The sequence below is a fragment of the Pseudomonas sp. UFMG81 genome, assembly GCF_015354575.1.
GTDB lineage: Bacteria > Pseudomonadota > Gammaproteobacteria > Pseudomonadales > Pseudomonadaceae > Aquipseudomonas.
The window spans coordinates 1-25652 of the sequence record NZ_JACAFQ010000052.1; the positions used below are offsets into that span (position 1 = coordinate 1).

Below are 25652 nucleotides of genomic sequence, written 5' to 3' on the forward strand. Positions count from 1 at the left end.
CGTAGTCCGGATCGCAGTCTGCAACTCGACTGCGTGAAGTCGGAATCGCTAGTAATCGCGAATCAGAATGTCGCGGTGAATACGTTCCCGGGCCTTGTACACACCGCCCGTCACACCATGGGAGTGGGTTGCACCAGAAGTAGCTAGTCTAACCTTCGGGAGGACGGTTACCACGGTGTGATTCATGACTGGGGTGAAGTCGTAACAAGGTAGCCGTAGGGGAACCTGCGGCTGGATCACCTCCTTAATCGACGACATCAGCCTGCTGATGAGCTNCCACACGAATTGCTTGATTCATTGTGTAAAGACGATGCTGTAACGCGACCCTGTTATAGGTCTGTAGCTCAGTTGGTTAGAGCGCACCCCTGATAAGGGTGAGGTCGGCAGTTCAAATCTGCCCAGACCTACCAATTACTTGGTGCGGCCTAAGAATACGGGGCCATAGCTCAGCTGGGAGAGCGCCTGCCTTGCACGCAGGAGGTCAGCGGTTCGATCCCGCTTGGCTCCACCACTCTTTCAGGTTTCGCAGCACTGCTCAGAACTTAGAAATGAACATTCGTNGATGAATGTTGATTTCTGACTTTTGTCAGATCGTTCTTTAAAAATTCGGATATGTGATAGAAATAGACTGAACACCAGTTTCACTGCTGGTGGATCAGGCTAAGGTAAAATTTGTGAGTTCTGCTCAGCAATGAGCGAAATGCGAATTTTCGGCGAATGTCGTCTTCACAGTATAACCAGATTGCTTGGGGTTATATGGTCAAGTGAAGAAGCGCATACGGTGGATGCCTTGGCAGTCAGAGGCGATGAAAGACGTGGTAGCCTGCGATAAGCTTTGGGGAGTCGGCAAACAGACTGTGATCCAGAGATCTCTGAATGGGGGAACCCACTCAGCANAAGCTGAGTATCTTGTACTGAATACATAGGTGCAAGAGGCGAACCAGGGGAACTGAAACATCTAAGTACCCTGAGGAAAAGAAATCAACCGAGATTCCCTTAGTAGTGGCGAGCGAACGGGGACCAGCCCTTAAGTTGGTTTGAGATTAGTGGAACGCTCTGNGATGAATGTTGATTTCTGACTTTTGTCAGATCGTTCTTTAAAAATTCGGATATGTGATAGAAATAGACTGAACACCAGTTTCACTGCTGGTGGATCAGGCTAAGGTAAAATTTGTGAGTTCTGCTCAGCAATGAGCGAAATGCGAATTTTCGGCGAATGTCGTCTTCACAGTATAACCAGATTGCTTGGGGTTATATGGTCAAGTGAAGAAGCGCATACGGTGGATGCCTTGGCAGTCAGAGGCGATGAAAGACGTGGTAGCCTGCGATAAGCTTTGGGGAGTCGGCAAACAGACTGTGATCCAGAGATCTCTGAATGGGGGAACCCACTCAGCACAAGCTGAGTATCTTGTACTGAATACATAGGTGCAAGAGGCGAACCAGGGGAACTGAAACATCTAAGTACCCTGAGGAAAAGAAATCAACCGAGATTCCCTTAGTAGTGGCGAGCGAACGGGGACCAGCCCTTAAGTTGGTTTGAGATTAGTGGAACGCTCTGGAAAGTGCGGCCATAGTGGGTGATAGCCCCGTACACGAAAATCTCTTATCAATGAAATCGAGTAGGACGGAGCACGAGAAACTTTGTCTGAACATGGGGGGACCATCCTCCAAGGCTAAATACTACTGACTGACCGATAGTGAACCAGTACCGTGAGGGAAAGGCGAAAAGAACCCCGGAGAGGGGAGTGAAATAGAACCTGAAACCGTATGCGTACAAGCAGTGGGAGCCTACTTTGTTAGGTGACTGCGTACCTTTTGTATAATGGGTCAGCGACTTATATTCAGTGGCGAGCTTAACCGAATAGGGGAGGCGTAGCGAAAGCGAGTCTTAATAGGGCGCTTTAGTCGCTGGGTATAGACCCGAAACCGGGCGATCTATCCATGGGCAGGTTGAAGGTTAGGTAACACTGACTGGAGGACCGAACCGACTACCGTTGAAAAGTTAGCGGATGACCTGTGGATCGGAGTGAAAGGCTAATCAAGCTCGGAGATAGCTGGTTCTCCTCGAAAGCTATTTAGGTAGCGCCTCATGTATCACTGTAGGGGGTAGAGCACTGTTTCGGCTAGGGGGTCATCCCGACTTACCAAACCGATGCAAACTCCGAATACCTACAAGTGCCGAGCATGGGAGACACACGGCGGGTGCTAACGTCCGTCGTGAAAAGGGAAACAACCCAGACCGTCAGCTAAGGTCCCAAAGTCATGGTTAAGTGGGAAACGATGTGGGAAGGCTTAGACAGCTAGGAGGTTGGCTTAGAAGCAGCCACCCTTTAAAGAAAGCGTAATAGCTCACTAGTCGAGTCGGCCTGCGCGGAAGATGTAACGGGGCTCAAACCATGCACCGAAGCTACGGGTATCACCTTTGGTGATGCGGTAGAGGAGCGTTCTGTAAGCCTGTGAAGGTGAGTTGAGAAGCTTGCTGGAGGTATCAGAAGTGCGAATGCTGACATGAGTAACGACAATGCGAGTGAAAAACTCGCACGCCGAAAGACCAAGGTTTCCTGCGCAACGTTAATCGACGCAGGGTTAGTCGGTCCCTAAGGCGAGGCTGAAAAGCGTAGTCGATGGAAAACAGGTTAATATTCCTGTACTTCCAGTTATTGCGATGGAGGGACGGAGAAGGCTAGGCCAGCTTGGCGTTGGTTGTCCAAGTTTAAGGTGGTAGGCTGANATCTTAGGCAAATCCGGGATNTCAAGGCCGAGAGCTGATGACGAGTGCTCANTAGAGCGCGAAGTGGTTGATGCCATGCTTCCAAGAAAAGCTCCTAAGCTTCAGATAACTGGGAACCGTACCCCAAACCGACACAGGTGGTTAGGTAGAGAATACCAAGGCGCTTGAGAGAACTCGGGTGAAGGAACTAGGCAAAATGGCACCGTAACTTCGGGAGAAGGTGCGCCGGCGAGGGTGAAGGACTTGCTCCGTAAGCCCATGCCGGTCGAAGATACCAGGCCGCTGCGACTGTTTATTAAAAACACAGCACTCTGCAAACACGAAAGTGGACGTATAGGGTGTGACGCCTGCCCGGTGCCGGAAGGTTAATTGATGGGGTTAGCGCAAGCGAAGCTCTTGATCGAAGCCCCGGTAAACGGCGGCCGTAACTATAACGGTCCTAAGGTAGCGAAATTCCTTGTCGGGTAAGTTCCGACCTGCACGAATGGCGTAACGATGGCGGCGCTGTCTCCACCCGAGACTCAGTGAAATTGAAATCGCTGTGAAGATGCAGTGTATCCGCGGCTAGACGGAAAGACCCCGTGAACCTTTACTATAGCTTTGCACTGGACTTTGAGCTTGCTTGTGTAGGATAGGTGGGAGGCTTTGAAGTGGGGACGCCAGTTCTCATGGAGCCATCCTTGAAATACCACCCTGGCAACCTTGAGGTTCTAACTCAGGTCCGTTATCCGGATCGAGGACAGTGTATGGTGGGTAGTTTGACTGGGGCGGTCTCCTCCCAAAGAGTAACGGAGGAGTACGAAGGTGCGCTCAGACCGGTCGGAAATCGGTCGTAGAGTATAAAGGCAAAAGCGCGCTTGACTGCGAGACACACACGTCGAGCAGGTACGAAAGTAGGTCTTAGTGATCCGGTGGTTCTGTATGGAAGGGCCATCGCTCAACGGATAAAAGGTACTCCGGGGATAACAGGCTGATACCGCCCAAGAGTTCATATCGACGGCGGTGTTTGGCACCTCGATGTCGGCTCATCACATCCTGGGGCTGAAGCCGGTCCCAAGGGTATGGCTGTTCGCCATTTAAAGTGGTACGCGAGCTGGGTTTAGAACGTCGTGAGACAGTTCGGTCCCTATCTGCCGTGGACGTTTGAGATTTGAGAGGGGCTGCTCCTAGTACGAGAGGACCGGAGTGGACGAACCTCTGGTGTTCCGGTTGTCACGCCAGTGGCATTGCCGGGTAGCTATGTTCGGAAGAGATAACCGCTGAAAGCATCTAAGCGGGAAACTTGCCTCAAGATGAGATCTCACTGGGATCTTGAATCCCCTAAAGGGCCGTCGAAGACTACGACGTTGATAGGTTGGGTGTGTAAGCGCTGTGAGGCGTTGAGCTAACCAATACTAATTGCCCGTGAGGCTTGACCATATAACACCCAAGCAATTTGCATGGTAGTGTGGGGTTTCCCCATGTGAGAGTAGGTCATCGTCAAGATTCATTTCGCAAAACCCCTATCTGCGCATGCAGGTAGGGGTTTTGTCTTTGCGCGGTAAAAATCTTACCCTCCGGTAGGAGCCAGCCTTCAACCGCGCGCCAGTTCAGCCAGATGCACCGTGGCCTCTTCACTTTTGAGCACGAGCACGTCCCCCTCCAGCGAATCCAGCACCACTTCCGACGTATTTCCGATAAGCGCTCCGGAAATCCCAGTGCGCGCCACGGTGCCGATTATAGTCACCACCGCATCAAGCTTTTTCTCGGTATAGGGGATCAACACATCTGCCGGCCCCTCGGCGATGTGCAGGCGATCCTCGCTGATATCAAACTCGGCCTGGAACGCTTTGCAGGCCTCGCGATAGCGCTGCTCGATGGTCTCGGTAAGCTGGTACACCGGATCCGACGCCGACAGCATGGGCGAGGGGTGCGCGCTGATCACATGCAGTTCACCCTTGGCCAAGCCGGCGATCGAATACCCATGGTCGATGATGCTGGTATGCAAACGGCGATGATCCTCGTCCTGATTGCCTACATCCACAGCAGCCAGGATCTTGCCACCCATCCAGGGCCGCTCACTCTTGACCATCAGCACCGCGCTCGGGCACTGGCGCAACAGTTTCCAGTCACTGGGTGTGAGCAGCGCCTTTTTCAGCGGATTGTCCGGCCGGTGTTCCTTGATCACCAGTTCGCAACCCTCTGCCTGCTGCACGGCGATGATCGACTCGTGCAGACTCTCATGCCAGTTCTGCTCATGGGAAACGTTGTCGTACCCATCGTCATGCAACTGGCTGCTGAGCAGGCTGAGCAACGCACTGTGGTCATGCTTCTTGTCGCACATCAGCAAGTGCAGGCGAGCACCGGTCACGCCTGCGATCAATTTGGCGCGGGTCAGGGCGCGGCTATGGGCATGCTCGGGGTCGAGGACGACAAGGATGCTGCGGACGGCTTGCATGGGCGTGAACTCCCTTCAAAGGTGGCGGCCAATGCCTGACTATAGACGGCGCCCCTCGTACCGCCGTTTGATGTGCATCAAGCATAGTCACTGGCACTCCCCGCCGCCGCCGGTATAATCGCCGGTCCTGTCGCTATCCTTCTTGATTGTGAGTGTTATGTCCCAGATTCCTGAAATCGACGCCTTCCTCGGTTGCCGCACCCCAGATGCCTGGATCGAGGCGGCGCTGGCTGACCAGGAAACCCTGCTGATCGATCACAAGAACTGCGAATTCAAGGCCGCCAGCACGGCGCTGAGCCTGATCGCCAAGTACAACACGCACCTTGACCTGATCAACATGATGTCGCGCCTGGCCCGTGAGGAACTGGTGCACCACGAGCAGGTATTGCGCCTGATGAAGCGCCGCGGCGTACCCCTGCGCCCGGTGTCGGCGGGGCGTTATGCCTCGGGCCTGCGACGCTTGGTGCGCGCCCATGAGCCCGTCAAACTGGTGGATACGTTGGTAGTAGGTGCTTTCATCGAGGCGCGTAGCTGTGAGCGTTTCGCCGCGCTGGTGCCGCACCTGGACGATGAGCTCGGCACGTTCTACCACGGCCTGCTCAAGAGCGAAGCGCGACACTACCAAGGCTACCTGAAGCTGGCCCATGTATATGGCGATGAGGCGGAGATCGCCCGGGTGGTCGAGCAAGTACGCGAAGCCGAAGCCGAACTCATCACCTCGCCAGACCAGGAGATGCGCTTCCACAGCGGCATCCCCATGGCCCACGCGGCCTGATCGCCAGGCTACTGACGACGCCCCAGCAACAGGCCCACCACCAGCCCGAAACCTGCCGAAACCGCCACCGTCTGCCAGGGGTGACCGCCAAGGTACTGCTCGGTGGCATCGACCACCGGCTGCGCCTTCTGGCCCAGGCGGCTGGTGGCATCACGGGCTTGGCGCAGCTTGAGCCCCAGTTGTGCGCGTAATCCTTCGGCCTCTTCGCCGACCAGCGAGGCGCTGTCGCTGAGCAACTTTTCCGACTCCTCGATCAACACCTGCAATTCACTGAACACCTGGTCCTTGATCTGGTCACTGTCGTTCTGAACGGTGGATTTCCTGGCCATGTACACGTCCTCGTGGAGGGTGGGAGTTGAACAGTGGATGCCGTGGTGCCGGGAAAGTTGCAGCGGCTTACCGGGGTGGCGTCGCTACAGTGTAAGATAGCGGCCATTTTCCAGCGGCAGGTATCACCCATGAGTTTCAATCTGGCCAACATGAGCTTCGCAGAGCGCGCGCAGATCGAGGCTGAGAAGGCGCGGTTGTACGAGTACTGGCAGAGCAACCTGGGCAAGGCCAAGGGTGAAGCGGGGCGGCTGATTGCAGAAAAGCCGCGACGCAAAGGCAAGTGGGCGGAGTGGGTACGTGCCGAACTGGATGGCATGACACCGCCCGAGTTCACCCAATTGGTGCGCAGCGAAGTCAACAAGCTGATGGCCGCCGCCAACGCTGGCCGCTGAGTCAGGTCCGTACTCAGCCAGCACCTGTGCCCGCCAGGTCGAGCCATTCCTGCCGAGTGATCTCCCACAGCTCCTGCGCCAGGCAACCGCTCACGAAGTGGCCTTGCCCCGTGCGCAGCAAGCGCATGCCACCGCGCTGGGAAACACGCCTGGACGCTTCGTTGGGCGCTGCCTTGGGCACGCGCATGACCTCGCGCTGCAAGGTGTTGAACCAGAATGCGTCAACCACCGCGCAGGCCTCGGTCATGTAGCCCTGGCCCTGCATCGCAGGCGCCAGCCAGAAACCGCGGTTGTTGTCGGGCAGGTCCATCAGGCTGATGCTGCCGATCATCTGCTGAGGGCGTTCGAGCAGGCGGATCGACCAATGCCACTCACGCCCGGCAGCGATCGCCGGCAGGCAAACATCGCGCAGGTAGCGCAACGCTCCATCCTCCGGGTACGGCCACGGCACCAGGGCATTCAGGTAGCGCACCACTTCCCAGTGCGGGAACAGTTGCTGGATGGCCTCGGCGTCGCTCAGTTGCAAGGGGCGCAGCAGCAGCCGGGCGGTTTTCAGTTCAGGCGTAGAAGCCATTGGTAGGTCCTTTACCCATCCAGGATGTTTACCAGCCGGCTGCCGTGGCAGCAGGCAGGTCCAGTTTGCCCTTGTCGGTGAAACGCACGGTGCCCAACGGGCCGCCAGCCAGTTTACCGCGCAGCACATAGGGCAGCCCTTGCAGCGAGTCTACCCGGCTCAGGCCGTAGGCCTGGCGCAGAAAGGCGAAAGCGGTGACGCTCACTGGCACCACGATCACGGCTTCGTCGTAACGGCCGATATGCCCACGTTGGTCACTTACGCCAGCCGCCAGGGGCTGGTCGTTGACTTCCAGGTTGAGCGCAACGCCATTGAAGTCGACCGGCGTTTCATTGGGGTTCTGCACGCGGATCTTCACCGCCATGCGCAGTTCCAGGTCCTGGCCGGGCAGTGGATCGATGCCGATCACACTGATGTTCAATGGGTCGCGGCCTTGCAGCAGCGCGCAGGCATTGAGGCCAAAGGCCAACAGCAGGATCAGGCAGCAGCGGACAAGCATGGCGTTCATAGCCTCGGCTTATGGTCGAGCCTGCAGTGTGGCAAAAGCACGGCGGCGTTGAAAGTACGGTCCGTTATGAAAGATACTGTTTCTCATTAACGCCCGATAATCCTTCCCGACGGCTTTTCACCTACCGATGCTGACGTCTCCCGTGTCTGGGCTGCTGGCAAGTTTCCAGGAGCACTACGACGACCTGCTGCAGTTCCTGACCCGGCGCATGCGCGACCGCCAGCGCGCCGCCGACGTGGCCCAGGAAACCTACCTCAAGCTGGTCAAGATCGACGAGCAGGCCGTCCAGGTGCTGCATGCCCGCAGTTTCATCTTTCGTGTTGCCGGCAACCTGGCCATCGATGCCCAGCGGCGCGAGCAGCGCCTGGCCGCCAGCCACGACGACAGCGATGGGGCAGGGGAGGTCGCCTGCCCGGCGCCCGCGCCGGAGGCGGCGTTGCTTGCCCGTGAGCGCTTGCAGATACTCGACCAGGCGTTGTTGCAGCTCTCTGACAATGCACGCCAGGCGCTGCTGCTCAACCGCATCGAAGGCCTGACCCAGGCGCAGATCGCACAACGGCTGGGCGTTTCCGAGAGCATGGTGGCAAAATACATCGGCCAGGCCCTGCGCCACTGTCGCGACTGGCTCAAGCACAACCATGACTGACGCCGCCATGCCCGTACCTCACCCACTCAGCAACCTTTCCGACGATGCCCTCGACTGGCAGGTGTTGCTGCATTCGGGCACTGCCACTGCCGCTGACCAGGCACGCTACCAGCGCTGGTGCCAACTGAGCAGCGCCCATGCCGAAGCGGCGCGCGAAGCCGAGGCACTGTGGCAGGACCTCGGGCACACACCTACCGCTCAAACGCTGTCGCCGCCTGCGGCACCGCGCACGTGGCGCAGGCTCTCGGCGATCGCCGCCTCGCTGGCCATGCTTATGGCCGGCTACGGCGCCTGGCAGCAGGTGCCGGTATGGCGTTCGGACTACCACACCAGCGTTGGCCAGCGGCAGAGCCTTACCCTCGCCGATGGTTCACGAGTGACCCTCAACACCGGCAGTGCCCTGTCGGTGGCGTTCAGCGCCGACCAGCGCAAGGTGGTGCTGGAGGCCGGTGAAGCCCTGTTCGAGACCGTCGATGATCCCCGCCCCTTCGTGGTCGAGGCCGGCGGCGCCCCGGTGACCAGCAGTGCGGCAGTATTCAGCGTACGTCGCCAAGCCGAGGGCGACCGCGTGCTGTTGGCCGAAGGTGAAGCACGGGTTGGCGAGCAGCCCCTGCAACCCAGCGCGGATGCGCGCACCCAGACCGCCTGGCAGCGGGGCAAGCTGATCTTCAACGGCAAGCCGCTAGGCCAGGTGCTGGCTGAGCTCGAGCGCTACCAGCGCGGGCGCATCCTGGTGCCCGATCACAAGCTGGCGGCCCTTGAAGTCAGTGGCGTGTTCGACCTCGACGATCCCCATGCGCTGCTGCGCACCCTCGAGCAGCGCTATGGCCTGAAGGTCACCTACCTGCCTTTCCTGGCCGTGGTTTATTGACCCCGTTAAAGTAAATCGAAATTTTTTTCATTTCGTACTGCAAGTTCATCCAAGCCAGATCGTCGTAGTGGCACTGATCAGCCACCCATTCCCACTTACGACTGTCTGGAAGCTCATTCGTGAAGGCTACGCCAACCCGTTCGCACCGCTTCAAACATGCCTTGCTGTCCTGCACCGCCCTGGCCACCCTGGCCGGCCCGCTGCTCGTCGCCGCCGCCACCGCAACGCCCGGCAGTAACGTCCAGGCCCGAGAGGTACAGCTCGACCTGCCGGCCCAGCCGCTGGACCAGGCCCTGACCCAGTTCGCCGACCAGGCGGGGCTGCACCTGCTGTACACCACCGACGATGTCGCCGGCCTGCAAAGCCCGGCGCTCAAGGGCGGCTACAGCCTCGAACAGGCGTTGCAGCAGTTGCTCGCCGGCAGCGGTGTGAGCTACCGGTTCAACGACACACGTACGGTCACCCTGCGCAAGGCCGCGCCCCAGAGCGTCAGCCTCAAGCCCATCGAGGTCAGCGTGGCCGCGCGCACCAGCACCGCGATCAGCGAAATCCCCGGCACCGTCTGGGTGGTCGACCAGCAGCAGCTGCGCGAGCAGATCGACAGCGGTGTCAGCCTCAAGGAGGCCATTGGCAAGCTGGTGCCGGGCCTCGACCTAGCCCCGGAAGGCCGCACCAACTATGGCCAGAACATGCGCGGCCGCGATGTGCTGGTGATGATCGACGGCGTCAGCCAGAACAGCTCCCGGGGCCTGTCGCGCCAGTTCGACAGCATCTCGCCGTTCAACGTCGAGCGCGTCGAGGTGCTGTCCGGCGCCAGCGCCCTATACGGTGGCGGCGCCACCGGCGGCATCATCAATATCGTCACCAAGAAGGGCGAGCCCGGGCCGCTGCGTTTCGAGACGCAACTGGGCGCCAGCAGCGGCTTCAACAACAGTGACGACCTGGCCACCCGTGTCGCCCAATCGATCAGCGGCGGCAACGAGCGGGTGAATGCCCGGCTGGGCGTTTCCGGCGAACAGAACGAAGCGTTCTATGACGGTGCCGGCGAGCAGATTTTCATCGACAACACCCAGACCGACCTGCAATACAACCGCAGCCTCGACATCCTCGGCACCCTCGGCCTTACCCTCAGCGATGAGCAGAGCCTGGACCTGCTGGCCCAGTACTACGACTCCGGCAACCACGGCAGCACCGGCATCTACTTCCCCAACCTGAAGTACAACGCACCCTCCGACCTGGAGGATGCCGAACTGCGTGGTGGCTACTCGTCCGACCTGCAACCGCGCACCCGGCGCCTGCTGCTCAATGCCAACTACCACCATAGCGATGTGCTGGGCCAGGACTTCTACCTGCAGGCTTCGTACCGCAAGGAAGATGACAACTTCTATCCATTCCCCTACTACAACACCGGCAAGCCCACCGGCTCGCGCGGCGTGTACTTCGCGGGCTCGCAGCAGAACTTCGAGGTCACCAGCTTGAAGGCGCTGTTCGCCAAGCAGTGGGATACCCTCAAGCTCACCTACGGCGTCGACCTCGACCGCGAGCGCTTCAACGCCGAACAGACCACCTTCGATGCCCGCACCTCGTCCGCCAGTGGCGGCCTGGAGCTGGACGAAGCGAGCAAGGCGGCGCGCTACCCCAGCTACCGGGTCGATGGCGTTTCGTTCTACACCCAGCTGGACTGGCACCTCACCGACAACCTCACGCTCTCCGGCGGCGCTCGGCGCCAGCTGATGGACGTCGATGTCAGCGACTTCAAGAACGTCCCCGGCGGCAGCAACGACTACCAGGTGAACCTGTACAACCTGGGGGCGATCTACGACTTCAAGAACGGCCACCAGCTGTGGACCAACTACGGCGAGGGCTTCGAACTGCCCGACCCGGCCAAGTACTATGGCAAGCCCGGCCTGTCGGTGGCCGACAACCCGCTGGCCGGGATCAAGAGCCGCCAGGTGGAGATGGGCTGGCGTTACGCCGACCTCGATTGGAACGCCCAGGCGGCGCTCTACTACACCTGGTCGGACAAGGTCATCAGCGTCGACAGCAGCACCTTGACCATCAATGTCGATGACCAGAAGCGTCGCGACTACGGTTTTGAAAGCGCGCTGACCCGTTACTTCCAGAATGGCTGGGAAACGGGCGGCACCCTGCACTTGGTGCGCTCCGAAGAAGAGGCCGCCGATGGCGACTGGGTCAAGCGCGACGCGCGCTATGCCTCGCTGTCCAAGGCCACCGCCTTCGTCGGCTGGAAAGGCGACGGGCGCAGCGCGCGGTTGCAGGCCAACCACGCCATCACCCTCAAGGACGACGCCCAGCACCAGATCGACGGCTACACCACCTTCGACCTGCTGGGCAGCCAGGCCACCGGGTTCGGCACCTTCAGCGCCGGCATCCAGAACCTGTTCGACAAGCAATACAGTACGGTGTGGGGCCAGCGGGCGACGCTGTTCTACTCGCCGACCTACGGGCCAGCGTATCTGTATGACTACCAAGGGCGCGGGCGCACCTATACCCTGACCTGGGCCTTGGCGTACTGATCACCCGTTCGCCGGCAAGCCCCACCCGGTAGCACGCCCCCCTGTAGGAGCGGGCTTGTGGCGCGAAAGGGCTGCAGAGCAGCTCCATTCTTTTGTGTCGCACAATCAATTGCTGGGGCCGCTTTGCGGCCCTTTCGCGGCACAAGGCCGCTCCTACAAAAAGCCTGCGCATGACAGATGCTCCTTCGCGTGAGCGCACCTCCCCGTAGGCGCCGGCTTGCCGGCGAACCACTCTCAATCGAACGCCCCCAGCACATCCTCCACGAATGCCCGTTGTGCCTCCCCCGGCTGTTGTCCGCGATGCCGCGCCAAGGTAAACGGCACGACGAAATCCAACGCCGGATCCAACGCCCGCAACAACCCCTGTGCCTCCCACGGCGCTGCGTAGTGGCAGGGCAGGTAACCGATGTGCCGCCCCGACAGGATCAGTGTCAGGGTGCTTTCGATCTGTTCGGACAGGGCCATGCTGTGGCGGCTGTGGAAGGGCTCACCTTGCTTGACGAAGCGATAGGGGTGGCGGACCTGGTCGGCGTCGAGCAGCTGCTCACGATTGACCACGACCGCCTCGAACAACCGGTGGCCCAGGCCACAGTACAAACGTTGGCGCTCATCAAACAGCGGCTGATAGTCGAACGCCGCCTGGTTGCCCGAAAAATAGCTGATCGCACAATCCAGCCGTTGTTCCAGCAACAGCCGTTCGAGCTCCGCTGGCGGTGCGCTGATCAACTCCAGTTGCACCGCCTCGTCGCGCTGGCGAAAGCGCGCGATGGCCTGGGCGATGCGCAGGGTCACGCTGCTGTCCTGGTTCTCGGCAAGGCCGATGCGCACGCTGCCCAGCAAGCGCCCGGCCACGCCATTGGCCTGTTGACGGAACTGCTCGATCTGCAGCAGCAGGGCGCGGCTTGCCTGCAACAGCAGCTCGCCTTTCTCGGTCAGGCGAAAGCCGCCCTTGCCCCGGCTGCACAGGCGATAGCCCAGGCGCGTCTCCAGCTTGGCCATCTGCTGGCTGATGCTCGGTTGGCTGAGCCCAAGCACGCCCTGGGCCGCACTGAAGCCACCGGCCTCGACTACAGTGACGAACAGCCGCAGCAGGTGCAGGTCCGGGTCGTGGAGTTGTCCGAGCATCACATTGCTCCTGGTGAATGTCAGCTTTACACAGTTGCCATTTTTGCAATGTAACCCGGCAGGCATGCTGGCGGCATCCACCCATTCGCCGAGGTGCCCGCCATGCGTCGAACGCTGTGCTTGCTGTCCCTGCTGATCGCCCTGCCGCTGCAGGCCGAAGAGAAGGTCGTCAACCTCTACAGCTGGGCCGACTATGTCGCCCCGCAAACCCTGCAACGCTTCGAGCAGGAGACCGGTTACAAAGTCCGCTATGACACCTTTGACACCACCGAAGTGCTGGAAACCAAGCTGCTCACCGGCCGCAGCGGTTACGACGTGGTGGTGCCGTCGGCCACCGTGCTGGCCCGTGCGCTGCAGGCCGGCGCACTGCAACCGCTGGATGCGCAGTCGATGCCGGGCTACGCCAACCTCGACAAGGACCTGCTGAGTAAACTGGCCGAAGCCGACCCGGGCAACCGCCATGCCGTGCCCTACACCTGGGGCACTCTGGGCCTGGGGATCAATGTCGAAGCCGTGCGCCAGCGCCTGGGTGATGTGCCGCTGGACAGCCTGGACCTGCTGTTCAAGCCCGAGTACGCCAGCCGCCTCAAAGACTGCGGGATCGCCATGCTCGACTCGCCGCAGGAGGTGATCGGCCTCACCCTCAATTACCTGGGCAAGGACCCCTACAGCCAGGACAAGAAAGACCTGGATGCCGCCCAGGCCCTGTTGAAGCAGTTGCAGCCCTCGGTCAGCTATGTGGCCAACGGCCGCCAGATCAACGACCTGGCCAACGGCAGCGTGTGCCTGGCGCTGACCTACAACGGCGACGCCGCCACCGCCGCCGACCAGGCCCGCCGCGCCGGCAAGCCGTTCGAGCTGATCTACCGCATCCCCCGCGAAGGCACCCTGGTGTGGCAGGACAACCTGGTGATCCCCAAGGATGCCCCGCACCCCGAGGCCGCCCGGGCGTTCATCGCCTTCATGCTGCAACCGGAATCGGTAGCGGCGCTGACCAACACGCTGTTCTTCGCCAACGCCAACCAGGCCGCCACGCCACTGGTGGACGAAGCGATCCGCAACGACCCGGACATCTACCCCCCGGCCGAGGTGCGCCAGCGCCTGTTCGCCGACCGCAGCATGGCGTTGTCCGACCTGCGCCAGCGCAACCGCCTGTGGACCGCCTTCCGCAGCCGCCAATAACAACGAAAAACCAAGGAGACAAACCGTGGATCTCGCCCAGGACAACGACCAGGCCATCACCCGCGACAGCCTCTACGGCACCGCCGCCGAGAGCACCTACGCCGGCATCACCAGCTTTTCCCGGCGCCGCTACAGCCGCGACCTGCGCGGCGTCGACGTGGTGGTCAGCGGTGTGCCGTTCGACACTGCCACCAGCAACCGCCCGGGGGCGCGCTTTGGGCCGCGGGCGATCCGCGCTGCCTCGGTGCAGCAGGCCTGGGCCCGGCATTGGCCGTGGGCGTTCGACCCGTTCGACCACCTGGCGGTGATCGACTATGGCGATTGCGCCTTCGACAGCGGCACGCCTGAGTCGGTGCCCGACAGTATCGAAGCCCATGCCGAACGCATCCTCGACGCCGGTTGCGCCATGCTCACGCTGGGCGGCGACCATTTCATCAGCTACCCGCTGCTCAAGGCCCACGCCCGTCGGCATGGCCCGCTGGCGCTGATCCACTTCGACGCCCACAGCGACACCTGGCCAGACGAGGAGGGCAAGCGCATCGACCACGGCACCATGTTCTGGCACGCCGCTCGTGAAGGGCTGGTGGACCCGGCGCGCTCGGTGCAGATTGGCCTGCGCACCACCAATGACGACAGCCAAGGCTTCACCATCCTCGATGCCCGCCAGGTGCATCGCCAGGGAACCGAGGCGATCATCGCGGCGATTCGCCAGCGGGTAGGGGACATGCCGGTGTACCTGACCTTCGACATCGACTGCCTGGACCCCGCCTACGCGCCCGGCACCGGCACCCCGGTCTGTGGCGGCCTGAGCACGGTGCAGGCGCTGGAAATTCTCGGTGGGCTGCGCGGGATCAACCTGGTGGGCATGGACCTGGTGGAAGTGGCGCCAGCCTATGACCATGCCGATATCACCGCCCTGGCCGGGGCAACCCTGGCGATGGAAATGCTGTGCCTGTATGCGGCGCGGCACAAGGTGGACTGAATCCACGCTAGGCGATCGCGGGGCAAGCCCGCTCCCACGATATCGCCTTCAGACGTGGGAGCGGGCTTGCCCCGCGATGCGTTGGAAGGACCATACTGAAACATCACGAATCAACTCGACCCGCATTCACGCTTTTGTGTCGAACCCTGCGCGCCGTAGGCTATCCAACCCTGGAGCGCGCCTTTTCGTACCGGAGGTGAAGCATGAATCCCACACTGCCAACCCTGGCCCTCGGCCTGTTGCTGGGCCTGCCCGTGCAGGCCGCTCCTGTCGCGCCGTTGAACCTGGCCGCCAACGACGTCAACAACCCCTACAACAGCCCGATCATGCGCGCCAACCCCAACAGCCGCCAGGGCAGCGTGCCCGCCACGCCCCCCGTGCGCGGCCCCTCCACGCAACCCAACCCACGCCCGCCGACCCTCGACAACCGCGGCATCGGCAATGGCGACAACCTGCGCCGCGAGCAACAGGCGCCGCATCTGGAACCCACCCGGCCATCGCGCGATTCGCTACGCGTGCCCTGAGCCCACTCGAAGGACCCGAGCATGACGCCACGCACCTGGTTGGCCACCCTGGCCGCCGCCAGCCTGTTTCCCCTGCTGGCCCACGCCGCCGCCGAGCGGCAGTTCGCCAGTGAAGAAGGCCAGCTGACCGTCAGCACCGTCGCTGACGGCCTGCGCAACCCTTGGGCGCTGGCCTTCCTGCCGGGCGGCAAGGACATGCTGGTGACCGAGCGCCCGGGCAACCTGCGCATCGTCAACGCCGAAGGCAAGGTCGGCCCACCGCTGTCCGGCGTGCCCAAGGTCTGGGCCGAAGGGCAGGGCGGCTTGCTCGACGTGGTGCTGTCGCCCGAGTTCGCCAAGGACAATACGGTGTACCTGTCGTATGCCGAAGAAGGCAGCGACGGCAAGGCTGGCACCGCAGTTGGCCGTGGCCAGCTGTCGCAAGACCGGGCGCGGCTGGAGCACTTCACGGTGATCTTCCGCCAGCAGCCAAAATTATCGGTGGGCAATCACTTCGGCTCGCGCCTGGTGTTCGACCGCGACGGCTACCTGTTCATCGCCCTGGGCGAGAACAACCAACGCCCCACCGCGCAAGACCTCGACAAACTGCAAGGCAAGATCGTGCGCATCCTGCCCGACGGCGAAATACCCAAGGACAACCCCTTCGTCGGTCGCGACAAGGTGCGCCCAGAGATCTGGTCGTTCGGCCACCGCAACCAGCAAGGGGCGGCGCTCAACCCCTGGACCGGCAAGCTGTGGACCCACGAGCACGGCCCGCGCGGCGGCGACGAAATCAACATCCCCGCGCCCGGCAAGAACTACGGTTGGCCGATCGCCACCCACGGCATCAACTACTCGCTGCTGCCGATCCCCGAGGCCAAGGGCAAGCATGTCGACGGCATGGTCGACCCGCATCATGTATGGGAAAAGTCGCCGGGCATCAGTGGCATGGCGTTCTACGACAGCCCGACGTTCAAGGCCTGGGACCACAACCTGTTCATCGGCGCGCTGGCCACCCAGGAGCTGATTCGCCTGCAGCTCAAGGGCGACAAGGTGGTGCATGAAGAACGCTTGCTCGGCGAGCTGAAAGCGCGCATCCGCGACGTACGGGTGGGGCCGGATGGCTACCTCTACGTGCTGACCGATGACAAGGATGGCGCGGTGTTGAAGGTGGGGCTGAAGGAAGGCTGATCGTTCTTGCGAGCTTGTGGGAGCAGCTGTCTTACGCAGCTTTTCTGTAGGAGCGGCCTTGTGCCGCGAAAGGGCTGCAAAGCAGCCCCAGCAATCTTGCGCCAACCATAAATCCTGGGGCTGCTGTGCAGCCCTTTCGCGGCACGAGGCCGCTCCTACAGCGTCTATGGAACCCAGGTGGGCGCTGGCTTGTCGTGACGACGAACCGCAGCGATGGAGCCGAAACTGACGTACCATGCCTCGCATGACTCCTGAATCGCTCTACCAGCAAGCCCTCAGTGAGCGCGGCTTCGTCCCCGACACCGCCCAAGCAGCCGCTGTCAGCGCGTTGCAAGCCTGCTTCGACGCCCTGCGCCAGGGCCGACCCACTCAGGGCCTGTACCTCTGGGGCCCGGTCGGCCGTGGCAAGACCTGGCTGATGGACCTGTTCCACCGCTGCTTGGAGGTCCCGGCCCGGCGGCAACACTTCCACCATTTCATGGCCTGGGTCCACCAGCGGCTGTTCCAGCTCAACGGCACTGCAGACCCGCTCAAGGCCCTGGCCAGCGGGCTGGCCGAGGACATCCGGGTGCTGTGCTTCGACGAACTGTTCGTCAGCGATATCGGCGATGCGATCATCCTGGGCCGTCTGTTCCAGGTGCTGTTCGACCACGGCGTGACCATCGTCGCCACCTCCAACCAGCCTCCGGGCCAGCTCTATTGCGACGGTTTCAACCGCGAGCGCTTCTTGCCCGCCATCGCCGCCATCGAGCGGCACATGCACGTATTGGCGGTAGCCGGGGAGCAGGACCACCGCCTGCACCCGGGCGCACAACGCCAGCGCTACTGGGTTGCCGAAGCGGGGCAGCCGAGCGCACTGGACGCGGTGTTTAGCCAGTTGAGCCTGGGGGCGGGTGGCAGCGATCAGGCGGTGCAGGTCGGCACCCGGCAGATCAGCACGGTGCGCCATAACGCGCACGTGCTCTGGTGCCGCTTCGCCGACCTGTGCGAGCAGCCGTTGGCGGCGATGGACTTCATGGCCCTGTGCGATCGCTTCCCGGCGATTCTGCTCAGCGAGATCCCGGCCCTCAGCGGTGTGCCGCAGCCCGGGCGCATCGCCCGTGGCACCGAGGATGGTGCCGCGCGGGTGGAGGCCGGTGACCGCCAGTTACCGACTCTGGCGCCCAAGGATGAAAGCGTGCGGCGCTTCATCGCCCTGGTGGATGAATGCTACGACCGCCGGGTAGCGCTGTACCTGGAGGCCGAAGTTCCCTTGGATGCGCTCTACACTCAAGGGTATCTGGCGTTCCCGTACCAGCGCACCCTGAGCCGGCTACGGGAGATGCAACTGCAACGCTTCGCCTGAAGGAGCCGACCATGCAGCCGCTGTCGCATCACCTGCTGACCCAGGCCTACAACAATGGCTGGGCCAACCACCGCCTGTACAAGGCCTGCCTGCAACTGACCCAGGACGAGTTCGTCGCCCCCCGTTGCAGCTTCTTCCCCTCGATCAAGGCCACCCTCAACCACCTGCTGACGGTGGATTGGTTCTACCTCGATGCGCTGGAGTGCGAACAGCGTGGCGAAGCCCCCGACCCGGACGGCGAACGCTTCTTCCAGCCCGAACAGCCGTACGCCACCTGCACCGACCTGCACGGGCAGCAGGCCCAGGCCGATCAGCGGTTGATCGCCTATTGCCTGAAGTTGAGCGACGACCAGCTGGGGCGATACGTGAGCATCGTGCGCCCTGACCGGGTGCAGCGCGAGCAGCGGCTGCGCTTGCTGGCGCACCTGTTCGAGCACCAGATCCACCATCGTGGGCAGGTTCACGCGATGCTCAGTGACACGGCGGTGAAACCGCCGCAGCTGGATGAATTTTTCTGCGAGGAGGAGGCCGATTTGCGGGCCGATGATTTCGCCGAATTGGGTTGGAGCGAAGGGCAGATCTGGCGATAGAGCACCGTATCAATCGCGGGGCAAGCCCGCTCCCACAACCTGCCGCGTTTCAGGTCGTTTGTGGGAGCGGGCTTGCCCCGCGATCGGGTTATGGCTTCAACCATCCAATCAAGGCGTGGTGGAACTTGCCTGGCGCCTCGATCTGCGGCGCATGCCCCAACCCCTCGAACGTTACCAGCTCGCCCTGGGGCATCATCTTCGCCACCCGTGGCCCCAGTTCCTTGTACTTGCCCAGGGTCGCCTTGACCTCGGGCGAGGCGATATCGCTGCCGATCGCCGTGGTGTCCTGGTCACCGATCAACAACAGCGTCGGCATTTGCAGATCCTTGAACTCATGCACCACCGGCTGGGTGTAGATCATGTCGTAGATCAGTGCCGAGTTCCACGCCACCGCCTCGTGCCCCGGGCCCTTGTTCAACCCCACCAGCATCTGCACCCAGCGTTCGTACTCGGGCTTCCAGCGCCCGGCGTAATAGGTGATGCGCTCGTAGTTGCGCACGCCCTCGGCGTCGAGCTTGAGTTCGCGGGCGTACCACTGGTCGACCGTGCGGTAGGGCACGCCAAGGGCTTTCCAGTCTTCCAGGCCGATGGGGTTGACCATGGCCAGGCGCTCCACCTGTTGCGGGTACATCAGCGCGTAGCGGGTGGCGAGCATGCCACCGGTGGAATGGCCGACGACGATGGCCTTGTCGACCCCAAGCTTCGCCAGCAATGCGTGGGTGTTGTCCGCCAGTTGCTGGAAGCTGTACTGGTACTGCGCCGGCTTGCTGGAGGTGCAGAACCCGACCTGGTCCGCCGCGATCACCCGGTAGCCGGCCTGGCTCAGGGCATCGAGGGTGGTTTCCCAGGTAGCGGCGCAGAAGTTCTTGCCATGCATCAGCAGCACGCTGTGGCCATTGGCCTTGCCCTTGGCGGGCACATCCATATAGCCCATCTGCAGGGCCTGGCCCTGGGACTGGAAGTCGAAGTGTTGCAGCGGGTACGGGTAGGCGAAGCCTTCGAGCTGCTTGCCATAGGTGGGCGATTCAGCGGCGAAGGCGCTGCCTGCAGCGAGGCAGCTCAACGCCAGGGCGGTTACGCGCAGCATGGGGGCACTCCGTGTCGGGCCATGTAGGAAACGGCGACTGTAGCAGTGAGAGGCCCGCACCAATCGTGAAAGGTGTTACCCGGTGTGAAACCAGCCCAGGGTGATCATCGCCACCACGATGTAACGCCCGCCCTTGGCCAGGGTGACCAGCAGCAGGAAGCGCCAGAAGGGTTCACGCATGATCCCGGCGATCAGGGTGAGCGGGTCGCCGATCACTGGCATCCAGCTCAACAGCAGCGACCACTGCCCCCAGCGCTGATAGCGCTGCTGCGCGCGTTCGAGCTGGCTGGTGCTGAAGGGGAACCAGCGCCGCTCGCGCAGGTGCTCGATGGCTCGGCCCAGCCCCCAGTTGACGATGGAACCCAGCACATTGCCCAGGGTGGCGACCAGCAGCAGGGTGGCCCAGGCCTCGGGCTGGCGCAGCAGCAACCCGACCAGTACGGCTTCCGATTGCAACGGCAGTAGCGTGGCGGCACCGAAGGCGCTGAGGAACAGCGCCCAGAGGCTGAGCATCAGTAGTTGGCGACCACGGTGTCCTGGCCATTGCGGGTCACGCCGATGACCTGGTAGGCGTCCTTGCGCTCACCCATTTCCATGCCAGGCGAGCCCACGGGCATGCCGGGCACGGCCAGGCCCTGGAGGTCGTCGCGCTTGGCCAGCAGGCGCACCTGCTCGGCCGGTACATGGCCTTCGACGAACTTGCCGTCGATCACCCCGGTGTGGCACGACGCCAGGCGCGGTTCCACGCCCAGGCGCTGCTTGACCGCGCTCATGTTCGGCTCGACGTGGTCGACGACGGTAAAACCATTGTCGCTCAGGTGTTCGATCCATGCCTTGCAGCAACCGCAGTTGGGGTCGCGGTACACATCGATGGTTTGCGCCGCCTGGGCCAGGCCGGTGATGGCCAGCAGGCCGAGGGTGAGCAACGGTTTGCGCAGCATGGGGACACTCCTGTGGAACAAGACACGATAGTTCAGCCGCCATGGCAGCGGGCTGGCCCCGCGATGGTCGCAGCCTGGGCCTGTCAGCTACCTGAAGCCAGGATTACAAATCTGTCAGGCAGTGGCCTGGCCGCTGTCCAGGTCGCGCATCAGCAGGCCGTACTCCAGCGACACCTGCTCGGGGATGGGCAAGTACACCACATGGCCATCGCCCGGCGCCACCTCGATAGCCCGTTGCTGGCGGTCGCACAGGCGGTGCAGGTCGAAGTGGTAGTTGCCGCGCGGGGTCATCAGCTCCAGGTGGTCGCCCAGCGCGAAGCGGTTCTTCACCTTCACCTCGGCCAGGCCCTCCACCCGCACACCGGTCAGTTCGCCAACGAACTGCTGGCGCTCGGACACCGAGTTGCCACGCTGGTAGTTCTGGTACTCGTCGTGCACGTGGCGGCGCAGGAAGCCCTCGGTGTAGCCGCGCTGGGCGAGGGATTCGAGGTTGTCCATCAGGCCGCGGTCGAACGGCCGCCCGGCCACCGCGTCGTCGATGGCCTGGCGGTACGACTGCACGGCGCGCGCGCAGTAGAAGTGCGATTTGGTGCGGCCCTCGATCTTCAGCGAGTGCACGCCCATGCGCGCCAGGCGTTCGACGTGCTGGATGGCGCGCAGGTCCTTGGCGTTCATGATGTAGGTGCCGTGCTCGTCCTCGAAGGCGGGCATGGCTTCACCCGGGCGGTTGCTCTCCTGAAGCAGGAACAGCTGCTCGGTGGGCGCGCCGATACCCAGCGTGGGCTCGTATTCACGGACGATATCGCCGGTGGCGTTCTCGGTGGCGGGTGTCGCCTCGTACTTCCAGCGGCAGGCATTGGTGCAGGTGCCCTGGTTGGCATCGCGTTTGTTCAGGTAGCCGGAGAGCAGGCAGCGCCCGGAATAGGCCATGCACAGCGCGCCATGCACGAACACCTCCAGCTCCATTGCCGGTACTTGCTGGCGGATCTCCTCGATCTCCTCCAGCGACAGCTCCCGCGACAGGATTACCCGCGTCAGCCCCATCTGCTGCCAGAACTGCACGCTGGCCCAGTTCACGGTGTTGGCCTGCACCGAAAGGTGGATGGCCATCTGCGGGAAGTGTTGGCGTACCAGCATGATCAGCCCCGGGTCGGACATGATCAGCGCATCCGGGCCCATCGCGACCACCGGTGCCAGGTCCTTGAGGAAGGTCTTGAGCTTGGCGTTGTGCGGGGCGATGTTGACCACCACGTAGAAGCGCTTGCCCAGGGCGTGGGCCTCCTGGATGCCCAGGGCCAGGTTGGCATGGTCGAACTCGTTGTTGCGCACCCGCAGGCTGTAGCGCGGCTGCCCGGCGTAGACTGCATCGGCGCCATAGGCGAAGGCGTAGCGCATGCTCTTGAGGGTGCCGGCAGGGGCGAGCAGTTCGGGCTTGGCGGAGGAGGTCATGGTGCGCACCGGGGGCAAAAGGCGCGGATGCTACGGCCATGGCGTGACGCGGGTATTGATCTGGGTCAACGGCACTTTTGCCATTGTGCCGCGCACTAAAGTGTTGAGCCCCTGAGGAACGCCCATGAACGAAACCGTGTTGCAGAACAAGGCCCTGACCGCACTGTTGGCGCTGGTGACCATCGCCTTCATCTGGATCCTCCTGCCGTATTTCGGCGCGATCTTCTGGGCGGTGATCCTGGGTATCCTCTTCGCCCCGTTGCAGCGTCGCCTGCTGCTGCGCCTGGGGGGGCGGCGCAACCTGGCCACCGCGGTGGCCCTGGCCGTGTGCCTGCTGGTCGCGGTGTTGCCGGTGATCATCATCAGCATGCTGCTGGTGCAGGAGGGCGCGGCGTTGTACCAGCGCATCGAGAGCGGCCAGCTGGATATCGCCGGCTACATCGAACGCGGCAAGGACATGCTGCCGGCCTACGCCCAGCATGGCCTGGACCGCATGGGCATGGGCAACCTCGACGGCCTGCGCGACAAGATCACCAAGTGGGCGACCCAGGGCAGCCAGTACCTGGCAGGCCAGGCGTTCAGCTTTGGCCAGGGTACCTTCGAGTTCCTGGTGAGCTTCGGCATCATGCTCTACCTCTTGTATTTCTTCCTGCGCGAGGGCGCCGAGGTGGCACGCCGGATCCGCCAGGCGGTACCGCTGCCCGAACAGCAGAAGCGCCGCCTGCAACTGAAGTTCAAGCGCGTGGTGCGGGCCACGGTCAAGGGCAACCTGCTGGTGGCGATCACTCAGGGCGCGTTGGGCGGCCTCATCTTCTGGGTGCTGGACATCCCCAGCGCGCTGGTCTGGGCGGTGCTGATGGCGTTCCTGTCGTTGTTGCCGGCGGTGGGCGCGGGGATCGTCTGGGCGCCGGTGGCGGCGTACTTCATCCTCACCGGGGCGACCTGGCAGGGCATTGTGCTGACTGCGTTCGGGGTGCTGGTGATCGGCCTGGTGGACAACCTGCTGCGGCCGATCCTGGTGGGCAAGGATACGCGCATGCCGGACTACCTGGTGCTGGTGTCCACGCTGGGCGGGCTGGCGGTGTTCGGGCTCAATGGCTTCGTGATCGGGCCGTTGATCGCGGCGTTGTTCGTGTCCAGCTGGGCGATCTTCGTCTCGACCAAGCCGCAGGTCCAGTTGCCGTCGTAAAAGGGGGCTGCTGCGGTTCGTCGCCACGACAAGCCGGCTCCTACGGTGATGTGTTGAACCTGTGGGGGCAACTGTCCTGTTCTGCTGTTCTGTAGGAGCGGCCTTGTGTCGCGAAAGGGGTGCGCAGCGCCCCCCAGGTTCTCGAGTACGCCCAAGATCGCCGGGGCCGCTCTGCGGCCCTTTCGCGGCACAAGGCCGCTCCTACAGAAGGCGTCGGAGTTCCCGGATCAGCGGAAACTGTAGGAAACCCCCACATACGCTCCAAACCCTTCCCCAGGCGTCGAGCGGGCGATGTCCTTGCCAGCATCGTCATACCCCGGCGTCACCGTCGCCGCATAGCGCTTGTTGGTCAGGTTGCGCAGGTCCAGCCAGGTCTGCCAGTCGCGCTTGGGCGAGTCCCAGCCCAGCCGCGCGCCGAGCAGGGCGTAGGCGTCGGCGTGGTAGCTGTTGGCATAGTCCACCTGCACCTTGGAGGCCATCTGCGTGTTCACCCCCGCGTAGAAGCCCGCTGGCCAGTCGTAGCGCAGTTCGGCCTGGTAGTAGTGCATGGGGATGCCAGGCAGGCGGTTGTCGCCGAAGCGGTCGTCATCGCGGTAGTGGAAGTCGCTGAAGGTGTAGGCCTGGCGCAGGCTCAGCGTGCCGGTACCGGGTCGCTCCCAGAGGGTGCTGTCCAGGCCGGCCTCGACGCCCTGGTGCACGGTGGCGCTGGCGTTGAACTCCTTGGCCGGCAGGCCCGGCACGATCTCCACGGCCAATAGCTCATGGCGCACCTGCGCGTAGTACCAGGCCAGGTCCCAGCGCCCCAGCGCCGAATCACCGCGGGCACCGAGTTCCAGGGTGGTGGCGGTCTGGTTCTGCATCTCGATCGGTTGGGTGGCCGATGTCGAACTCCAGATCAGCGACCACGGGTGCGGTGGCTCGACCGAACGGCTGAGGTTGCCGTATACCTGCAGGTCCGGGCGGATGTCGTAGCGCAGGCCCACCCGTGGTGCATAGTCCCAGTCGTGCTGGCTGACCTTGCCGCCTGTGGCCGGGTAGCTCACGTCGCTCTCGCGCCGGGTATAGATCATCGCCAGGCCCGTGGTCAGCCACAGGTCGGGGATCAGCTCCAGGTCGTTGCCCGCATGCAGCACGGTGTCCGAGCCCTGGTAGCTGAAATCGCGGCTGCGGGCGCCGAAGTTGTCGCCGCCGCTACGGGCGAACTGCGAGGCGCCGCTGTTGGGCAGGTGCTTGGTGGTGCGCCAGCCGACGGTGGTCTTGCTCTCGTGGCCGAACAGGGTGTCGCGCCGGATATAGTTCAGGGTGCCGCTGACATCGGTGTAGGCAACCTTCAGGCGCATCGGGCCTTCGCGCAGGTCCATCGGGTAGTCGTGGTAGACCAGCCCCGCTTCCAGGCGCGAGTCGTCGTCGAGGAAGAAGGTGGTCTTGTTGCCCACCCAGGTGCTGCCCGGTTGCGGGCGGCTGTCGTCGCGGGCCAGGTAGGCGGCGTTGGCGGCGCGCGGATCGTGCTTGATCTGGTCCTTGGTCAGGCGCCCGGCCAGGTCGTTCTCGGTCTCGCGGTAGCGCAGGTAGAAGCGCGTCTCCAGGTTCGGGTTGAAGCGGTAGCCGATGTTGGCGGCGATGCCCTTCGCGCTGCCGCTGCTGTGGTCCTGGTAGCCGTCGTATTCCGAGTCGGTCAGGGCCACGTAGTAGTCAAGGTTGCCCAGCACCTGGCCGCTGCTGATGTGGCGGTGCTGGTAGCCACGGCTGCCGGCCTCGTAGCGCACCTGCAAGGGCGCGGCATCGTAACCGGTGTGGGTGACGTAGTTGATCGCACCCCCCAGGGCCAGCGAACCCTGGTCGAAACCGTTGGCGCCGCGCAGCACTTCGGCGCGGCTCAGCCACAGCGGCTCGAACAGCTCGTAAGGCGTGCCACCCGGGCCGGTCAGCGGCAGGCCGTCAAACATCGTGTACACGCCAGAGCCGTGGGCGCCCGGCGCACGGTTGATGCCCGAACCACGGATCGACAGCTTGATGCCGTCGTTACCCGCCGACTGGGCGAACACGCCCGGCTGGTAGGCCAGCACGTCCTGGTTGCTGGCCACCCGGCCCTGACCCACCTTGTCCATGTCCACCAGGTTGCTGGCGCCGGGGATCTCGTGCAGGCGCTCGGCGGCGGCTTCCAGTTCGGATTGCTGCTGATCCTGGATCAGCACCTGGTCGAGCTCGATGCGGTTGGCGGCTTGGGTGGTGCCAGCGACGAACAGGGCCAGCAGGGAGTAGGGGAG

At 62.8% G+C, this 25652-nt stretch carries 21 protein-coding genes, 2 tRNA genes, 2 rRNA genes and 1 pseudogene; 16 read left to right on the forward strand and 10 right to left on the reverse strand.

From position 1 onward, the window contains the following. The 4 genes from IX761_RS25330 to IX761_RS25345 all read left to right on the forward strand — a co-directional run. Positions 1-247: ribosomal RNA gene (locus IX761_RS25330) — 16S ribosomal RNA — on the forward strand; the annotation flags it as partial. Between the two features lie 86 nt (positions 248-333). Continuing rightward, positions 334-410: transfer RNA gene (locus tag IX761_RS25335), tRNA-Ile, on the forward strand. A gap of 25 nt (positions 411-435) precedes the next feature. Then, positions 436-511: transfer RNA gene (locus tag IX761_RS25340), tRNA-Ala, on the forward strand. Between the two features lie 746 nt (positions 512-1257). Beyond that, positions 1258-4150, forward strand: a 23S ribosomal RNA gene (locus tag IX761_RS25345). A gap of 154 nt (positions 4151-4304) precedes the next feature. Here IX761_RS25345 and IX761_RS25350 read toward each other — a convergent pair. Next, entirely contained in the window at positions 4305-5168 is an 864-nt protein-coding gene (locus IX761_RS25350; RefSeq protein WP_194792229.1) for a universal stress protein, read from the reverse strand. A 157-nt stretch (positions 5169-5325) separates the two neighbouring features. Between IX761_RS25350 and IX761_RS25355 the strand changes: the two genes are divergently transcribed. Continuing rightward, a complete protein-coding gene (locus tag IX761_RS25355; RefSeq protein ID WP_194792230.1) occupies positions 5326-5943 on the forward strand; it encodes a tRNA-(ms[2]io[6]A)-hydroxylase in 618 nt (205 codons plus the stop codon). 8 nt (positions 5944-5951) lie between these two features. Here the strand turns inward: IX761_RS25355 and IX761_RS25360 are convergent, their stop codons facing one another. Continuing rightward, positions 5952-6272 (reverse strand): DUF883 family protein, encoded by a 321-nt coding sequence (locus tag IX761_RS25360; protein ID WP_194792231.1) that lies wholly within the window; start codon positions 6270-6272, stop codon positions 5952-5954. 129 nt (positions 6273-6401) lie between these two features. On the opposite strand from IX761_RS25360, the gene IX761_RS25365 reads away from it, so the two are divergent. Next, the gene (locus IX761_RS25365; RefSeq protein ID WP_194792232.1) at positions 6402-6665 is read left to right on the forward strand and encodes a hypothetical protein; all 264 of its coding nucleotides are present in this window, start codon (positions 6402-6404) and stop codon (positions 6663-6665) included. A 13-nt stretch (positions 6666-6678) separates the two neighbouring features. Here the strand turns inward: IX761_RS25365 and IX761_RS25370 are convergent, their stop codons facing one another. Both IX761_RS25370 and IX761_RS25375 read right to left on the reverse strand, forming a co-directional pair. Further along, positions 6679-7239, reverse strand: coding sequence for a GNAT family N-acetyltransferase (locus IX761_RS25370; RefSeq protein WP_194792233.1), 561 nt, complete (start codon positions 7237-7239; stop codon positions 6679-6681). Between the two features lie 28 nt (positions 7240-7267). Then, the gene (locus IX761_RS25375; protein ID WP_416366817.1) at positions 7268-7747 is read right to left on the reverse strand and encodes an LEA type 2 family protein; all 480 of its coding nucleotides are present in this window, start codon (positions 7745-7747) and stop codon (positions 7268-7270) included. 127 nt (positions 7748-7874) lie between these two features. On the opposite strand from IX761_RS25375, the pseudogene IX761_RS25380 reads away from it, so the two are divergent. The 3 genes and pseudogenes from IX761_RS25380 to IX761_RS25390 all read left to right on the forward strand — a co-directional run. Then, a pseudogene (locus IX761_RS25380) lies at positions 7875-8381 on the forward strand (RNA polymerase sigma factor); the annotation flags it as partial. Between the two features lie 4 nt (positions 8382-8385). Beyond that, positions 8386-9264 (forward strand): FecR family protein, encoded by an 879-nt coding sequence (locus IX761_RS25385; RefSeq protein WP_323744616.1) that lies wholly within the window; start codon positions 8386-8388, stop codon positions 9262-9264. 119 nt (positions 9265-9383) lie between these two features. Beyond that, entirely contained in the window at positions 9384-11801 is a 2418-nt protein-coding gene (locus tag IX761_RS25390; RefSeq protein ID WP_194792237.1) for a TonB-dependent siderophore receptor, read from the forward strand. Positions 11802-12035: 234 nt separating this feature from the next. Here IX761_RS25390 and IX761_RS25395 read toward each other — a convergent pair whose 3' ends face one another. Next, entirely contained in the window at positions 12036-12926 is an 891-nt protein-coding gene (locus tag IX761_RS25395; RefSeq protein ID WP_194792238.1) for a LysR family transcriptional regulator, read from the reverse strand. A 102-nt stretch (positions 12927-13028) separates the two neighbouring features. Here IX761_RS25395 and IX761_RS25400 point away from each other — a divergent pair, with 102 nt between their 5' ends. The 6 genes from IX761_RS25400 to IX761_RS25425 all read left to right on the forward strand — a co-directional run bounded on the left by IX761_RS25400 (position 13029) and on the right by IX761_RS25425 (position 18719). Further along, complete coding sequence (locus tag IX761_RS25400) at positions 13029-14108, forward strand: polyamine ABC transporter substrate-binding protein (protein WP_194792239.1); 1080 nt, start codon at positions 13029-13031, stop codon at positions 14106-14108. 25 nt (positions 14109-14133) lie between these two features. Then, positions 14134-15090: an agmatinase gene (gene speB / locus IX761_RS25405; protein WP_194792240.1), complete on the forward strand. Its 957-nt coding sequence runs from the start codon at positions 14134-14136 to the stop codon at positions 15088-15090. A 203-nt stretch (positions 15091-15293) separates the two neighbouring features. Further along, positions 15294-15614: a hypothetical protein gene (locus IX761_RS25410; RefSeq protein WP_194792241.1), complete on the forward strand. Its 321-nt coding sequence runs from the start codon at positions 15294-15296 to the stop codon at positions 15612-15614. A gap of 21 nt (positions 15615-15635) precedes the next feature. Continuing rightward, the gene (locus IX761_RS25415) at positions 15636-16784 is read left to right on the forward strand and encodes a PQQ-dependent sugar dehydrogenase (RefSeq protein ID WP_194792242.1); all 1149 of its coding nucleotides are present in this window, start codon (positions 15636-15638) and stop codon (positions 16782-16784) included. Between the two features lie 244 nt (positions 16785-17028). After that, positions 17029-18129 carry a cell division protein ZapE gene (gene zapE, locus IX761_RS25420; protein ID WP_194792243.1) on the forward strand — a complete coding sequence of 367 codons (1101 nt, stop codon included), beginning with the start codon at positions 17029-17031 and terminating at the stop codon, positions 18127-18129. Positions 18130-18140: 11 nt separating this feature from the next. After that, the gene (locus IX761_RS25425) at positions 18141-18719 is read left to right on the forward strand and encodes a DinB family protein (protein WP_194792244.1); all 579 of its coding nucleotides are present in this window, start codon (positions 18141-18143) and stop codon (positions 18717-18719) included. Between the two features lie 88 nt (positions 18720-18807). On the opposite strand, the gene IX761_RS25430 is transcribed toward IX761_RS25425, so the two are convergent. The 4 genes from IX761_RS25430 to yegQ form a co-directional block, all read right to left on the reverse strand. After that, positions 18808-19806, reverse strand: a complete 999-nt coding sequence (locus IX761_RS25430) for an alpha/beta fold hydrolase (RefSeq protein ID WP_194792245.1) — start codon at positions 19804-19806, stop codon at positions 18808-18810. A 75-nt stretch (positions 19807-19881) separates the two neighbouring features. After that, entirely contained in the window at positions 19882-20319 is a 438-nt protein-coding gene (locus tag IX761_RS25435; protein WP_194792246.1) for a YqaA family protein, read from the reverse strand. Further along, positions 20319-20747 carry a DUF411 domain-containing protein gene (locus IX761_RS25440; RefSeq protein ID WP_194792247.1) on the reverse strand — a complete coding sequence of 143 codons (429 nt, stop codon included), beginning with the start codon at positions 20745-20747 and terminating at the stop codon, positions 20319-20321. The genes IX761_RS25435 and IX761_RS25440 overlap by 1 nt, the downstream gene beginning before the upstream one ends. Positions 20748-20861: 114 nt before the next feature. Further along, positions 20862-22196, reverse strand: coding sequence for a tRNA 5-hydroxyuridine modification protein YegQ (yegQ, locus tag IX761_RS25445; RefSeq protein WP_194792248.1), 1335 nt, complete (start codon positions 22194-22196; stop codon positions 20862-20864). A gap of 124 nt (positions 22197-22320) precedes the next feature. Here yegQ and IX761_RS25450 point away from each other — a divergent pair, with 124 nt between their 5' ends. Then, positions 22321-23385 (forward strand): AI-2E family transporter, encoded by a 1065-nt coding sequence (locus IX761_RS25450; protein WP_194792249.1) that lies wholly within the window; start codon positions 22321-22323, stop codon positions 23383-23385. Positions 23386-23612: 227 nt separating this feature from the next. On the opposite strand, the gene IX761_RS25455 is transcribed toward IX761_RS25450, so the two are convergent. Further along, the gene (locus tag IX761_RS25455; protein WP_228533983.1) at positions 23613-25640 is read right to left on the reverse strand and encodes a TonB-dependent receptor family protein; all 2028 of its coding nucleotides are present in this window, start codon (positions 25638-25640) and stop codon (positions 23613-23615) included. Positions 25641-25652 lie beyond the last annotated feature (12 nt).

What these genes read in the sequence shown, in the direction of transcription:
- IX761_RS25350 (WP_194792229.1), bottom strand. Translation starts at nt 5,168, where the DNA reads ATGCAAGCCGTCCGCAGCATCCTTGTCGTCCTCGACCCCGAGCATGCC.
- IX761_RS25355 (WP_194792230.1), top strand. Translation starts at nt 5,326, where the DNA reads ATGTCCCAGATTCCTGAAATCGACGCCTTCCTCGGTTGCCGCACCCCA.
- IX761_RS25360 (WP_194792231.1), bottom strand. Translation starts at nt 6,272, where the DNA reads ATGGCCAGGAAATCCACCGTTCAGAACGACAGTGACCAGATCAAGGAC.
- IX761_RS25365 (WP_194792232.1), top strand. Translation starts at nt 6,402, where the DNA reads ATGAGTTTCAATCTGGCCAACATGAGCTTCGCAGAGCGCGCGCAGATC.
- IX761_RS25370 (WP_194792233.1), bottom strand. Translation starts at nt 7,239, where the DNA reads ATGGCTTCTACGCCTGAACTGAAAACCGCCCGGCTGCTGCTGCGCCCC.
- IX761_RS25375 (WP_416366817.1), bottom strand. Translation starts at nt 7,747, where the DNA reads ATGAACGCCATGCTTGTCCGCTGCTGCCTGATCCTGCTGTTGGCCTTT.
- IX761_RS25385 (WP_323744616.1), top strand. Translation starts at nt 8,386, where the DNA reads ATGACTGACGCCGCCATGCCCGTACCTCACCCACTCAGCAACCTTTCC.
- IX761_RS25395 (WP_194792238.1), bottom strand. Translation starts at nt 12,926, where the DNA reads ATGCTCGGACAACTCCACGACCCGGACCTGCACCTGCTGCGGCTGTTC.
- IX761_RS25400 (WP_194792239.1), top strand. Translation starts at nt 13,029, where the DNA reads ATGCGTCGAACGCTGTGCTTGCTGTCCCTGCTGATCGCCCTGCCGCTG.
- IX761_RS25410 (WP_194792241.1), top strand. Translation starts at nt 15,294, where the DNA reads ATGAATCCCACACTGCCAACCCTGGCCCTCGGCCTGTTGCTGGGCCTG.
- IX761_RS25415 (WP_194792242.1), top strand. Translation starts at nt 15,636, where the DNA reads ATGACGCCACGCACCTGGTTGGCCACCCTGGCCGCCGCCAGCCTGTTT.
- zapE (WP_194792243.1), top strand. Translation starts at nt 17,029, where the DNA reads ATGACTCCTGAATCGCTCTACCAGCAAGCCCTCAGTGAGCGCGGCTTC.
- IX761_RS25425 (WP_194792244.1), top strand. Translation starts at nt 18,141, where the DNA reads ATGCAGCCGCTGTCGCATCACCTGCTGACCCAGGCCTACAACAATGGC.
- IX761_RS25430 (WP_194792245.1), bottom strand. Translation starts at nt 19,806, where the DNA reads ATGCTGCGCGTAACCGCCCTGGCGTTGAGCTGCCTCGCTGCAGGCAGC.
- IX761_RS25435 (WP_194792246.1), bottom strand. Translation starts at nt 20,319, where the DNA reads ATGCTCAGCCTCTGGGCGCTGTTCCTCAGCGCCTTCGGTGCCGCCACG.
- IX761_RS25440 (WP_194792247.1), bottom strand. Translation starts at nt 20,747, where the DNA reads ATGCTGCGCAAACCGTTGCTCACCCTCGGCCTGCTGGCCATCACCGGC.
- yegQ (WP_194792248.1), bottom strand. Translation starts at nt 22,196, where the DNA reads ATGACCTCCTCCGCCAAGCCCGAACTGCTCGCCCCTGCCGGCACCCTC.
- IX761_RS25450 (WP_194792249.1), top strand. Translation starts at nt 22,321, where the DNA reads ATGAACGAAACCGTGTTGCAGAACAAGGCCCTGACCGCACTGTTGGCG.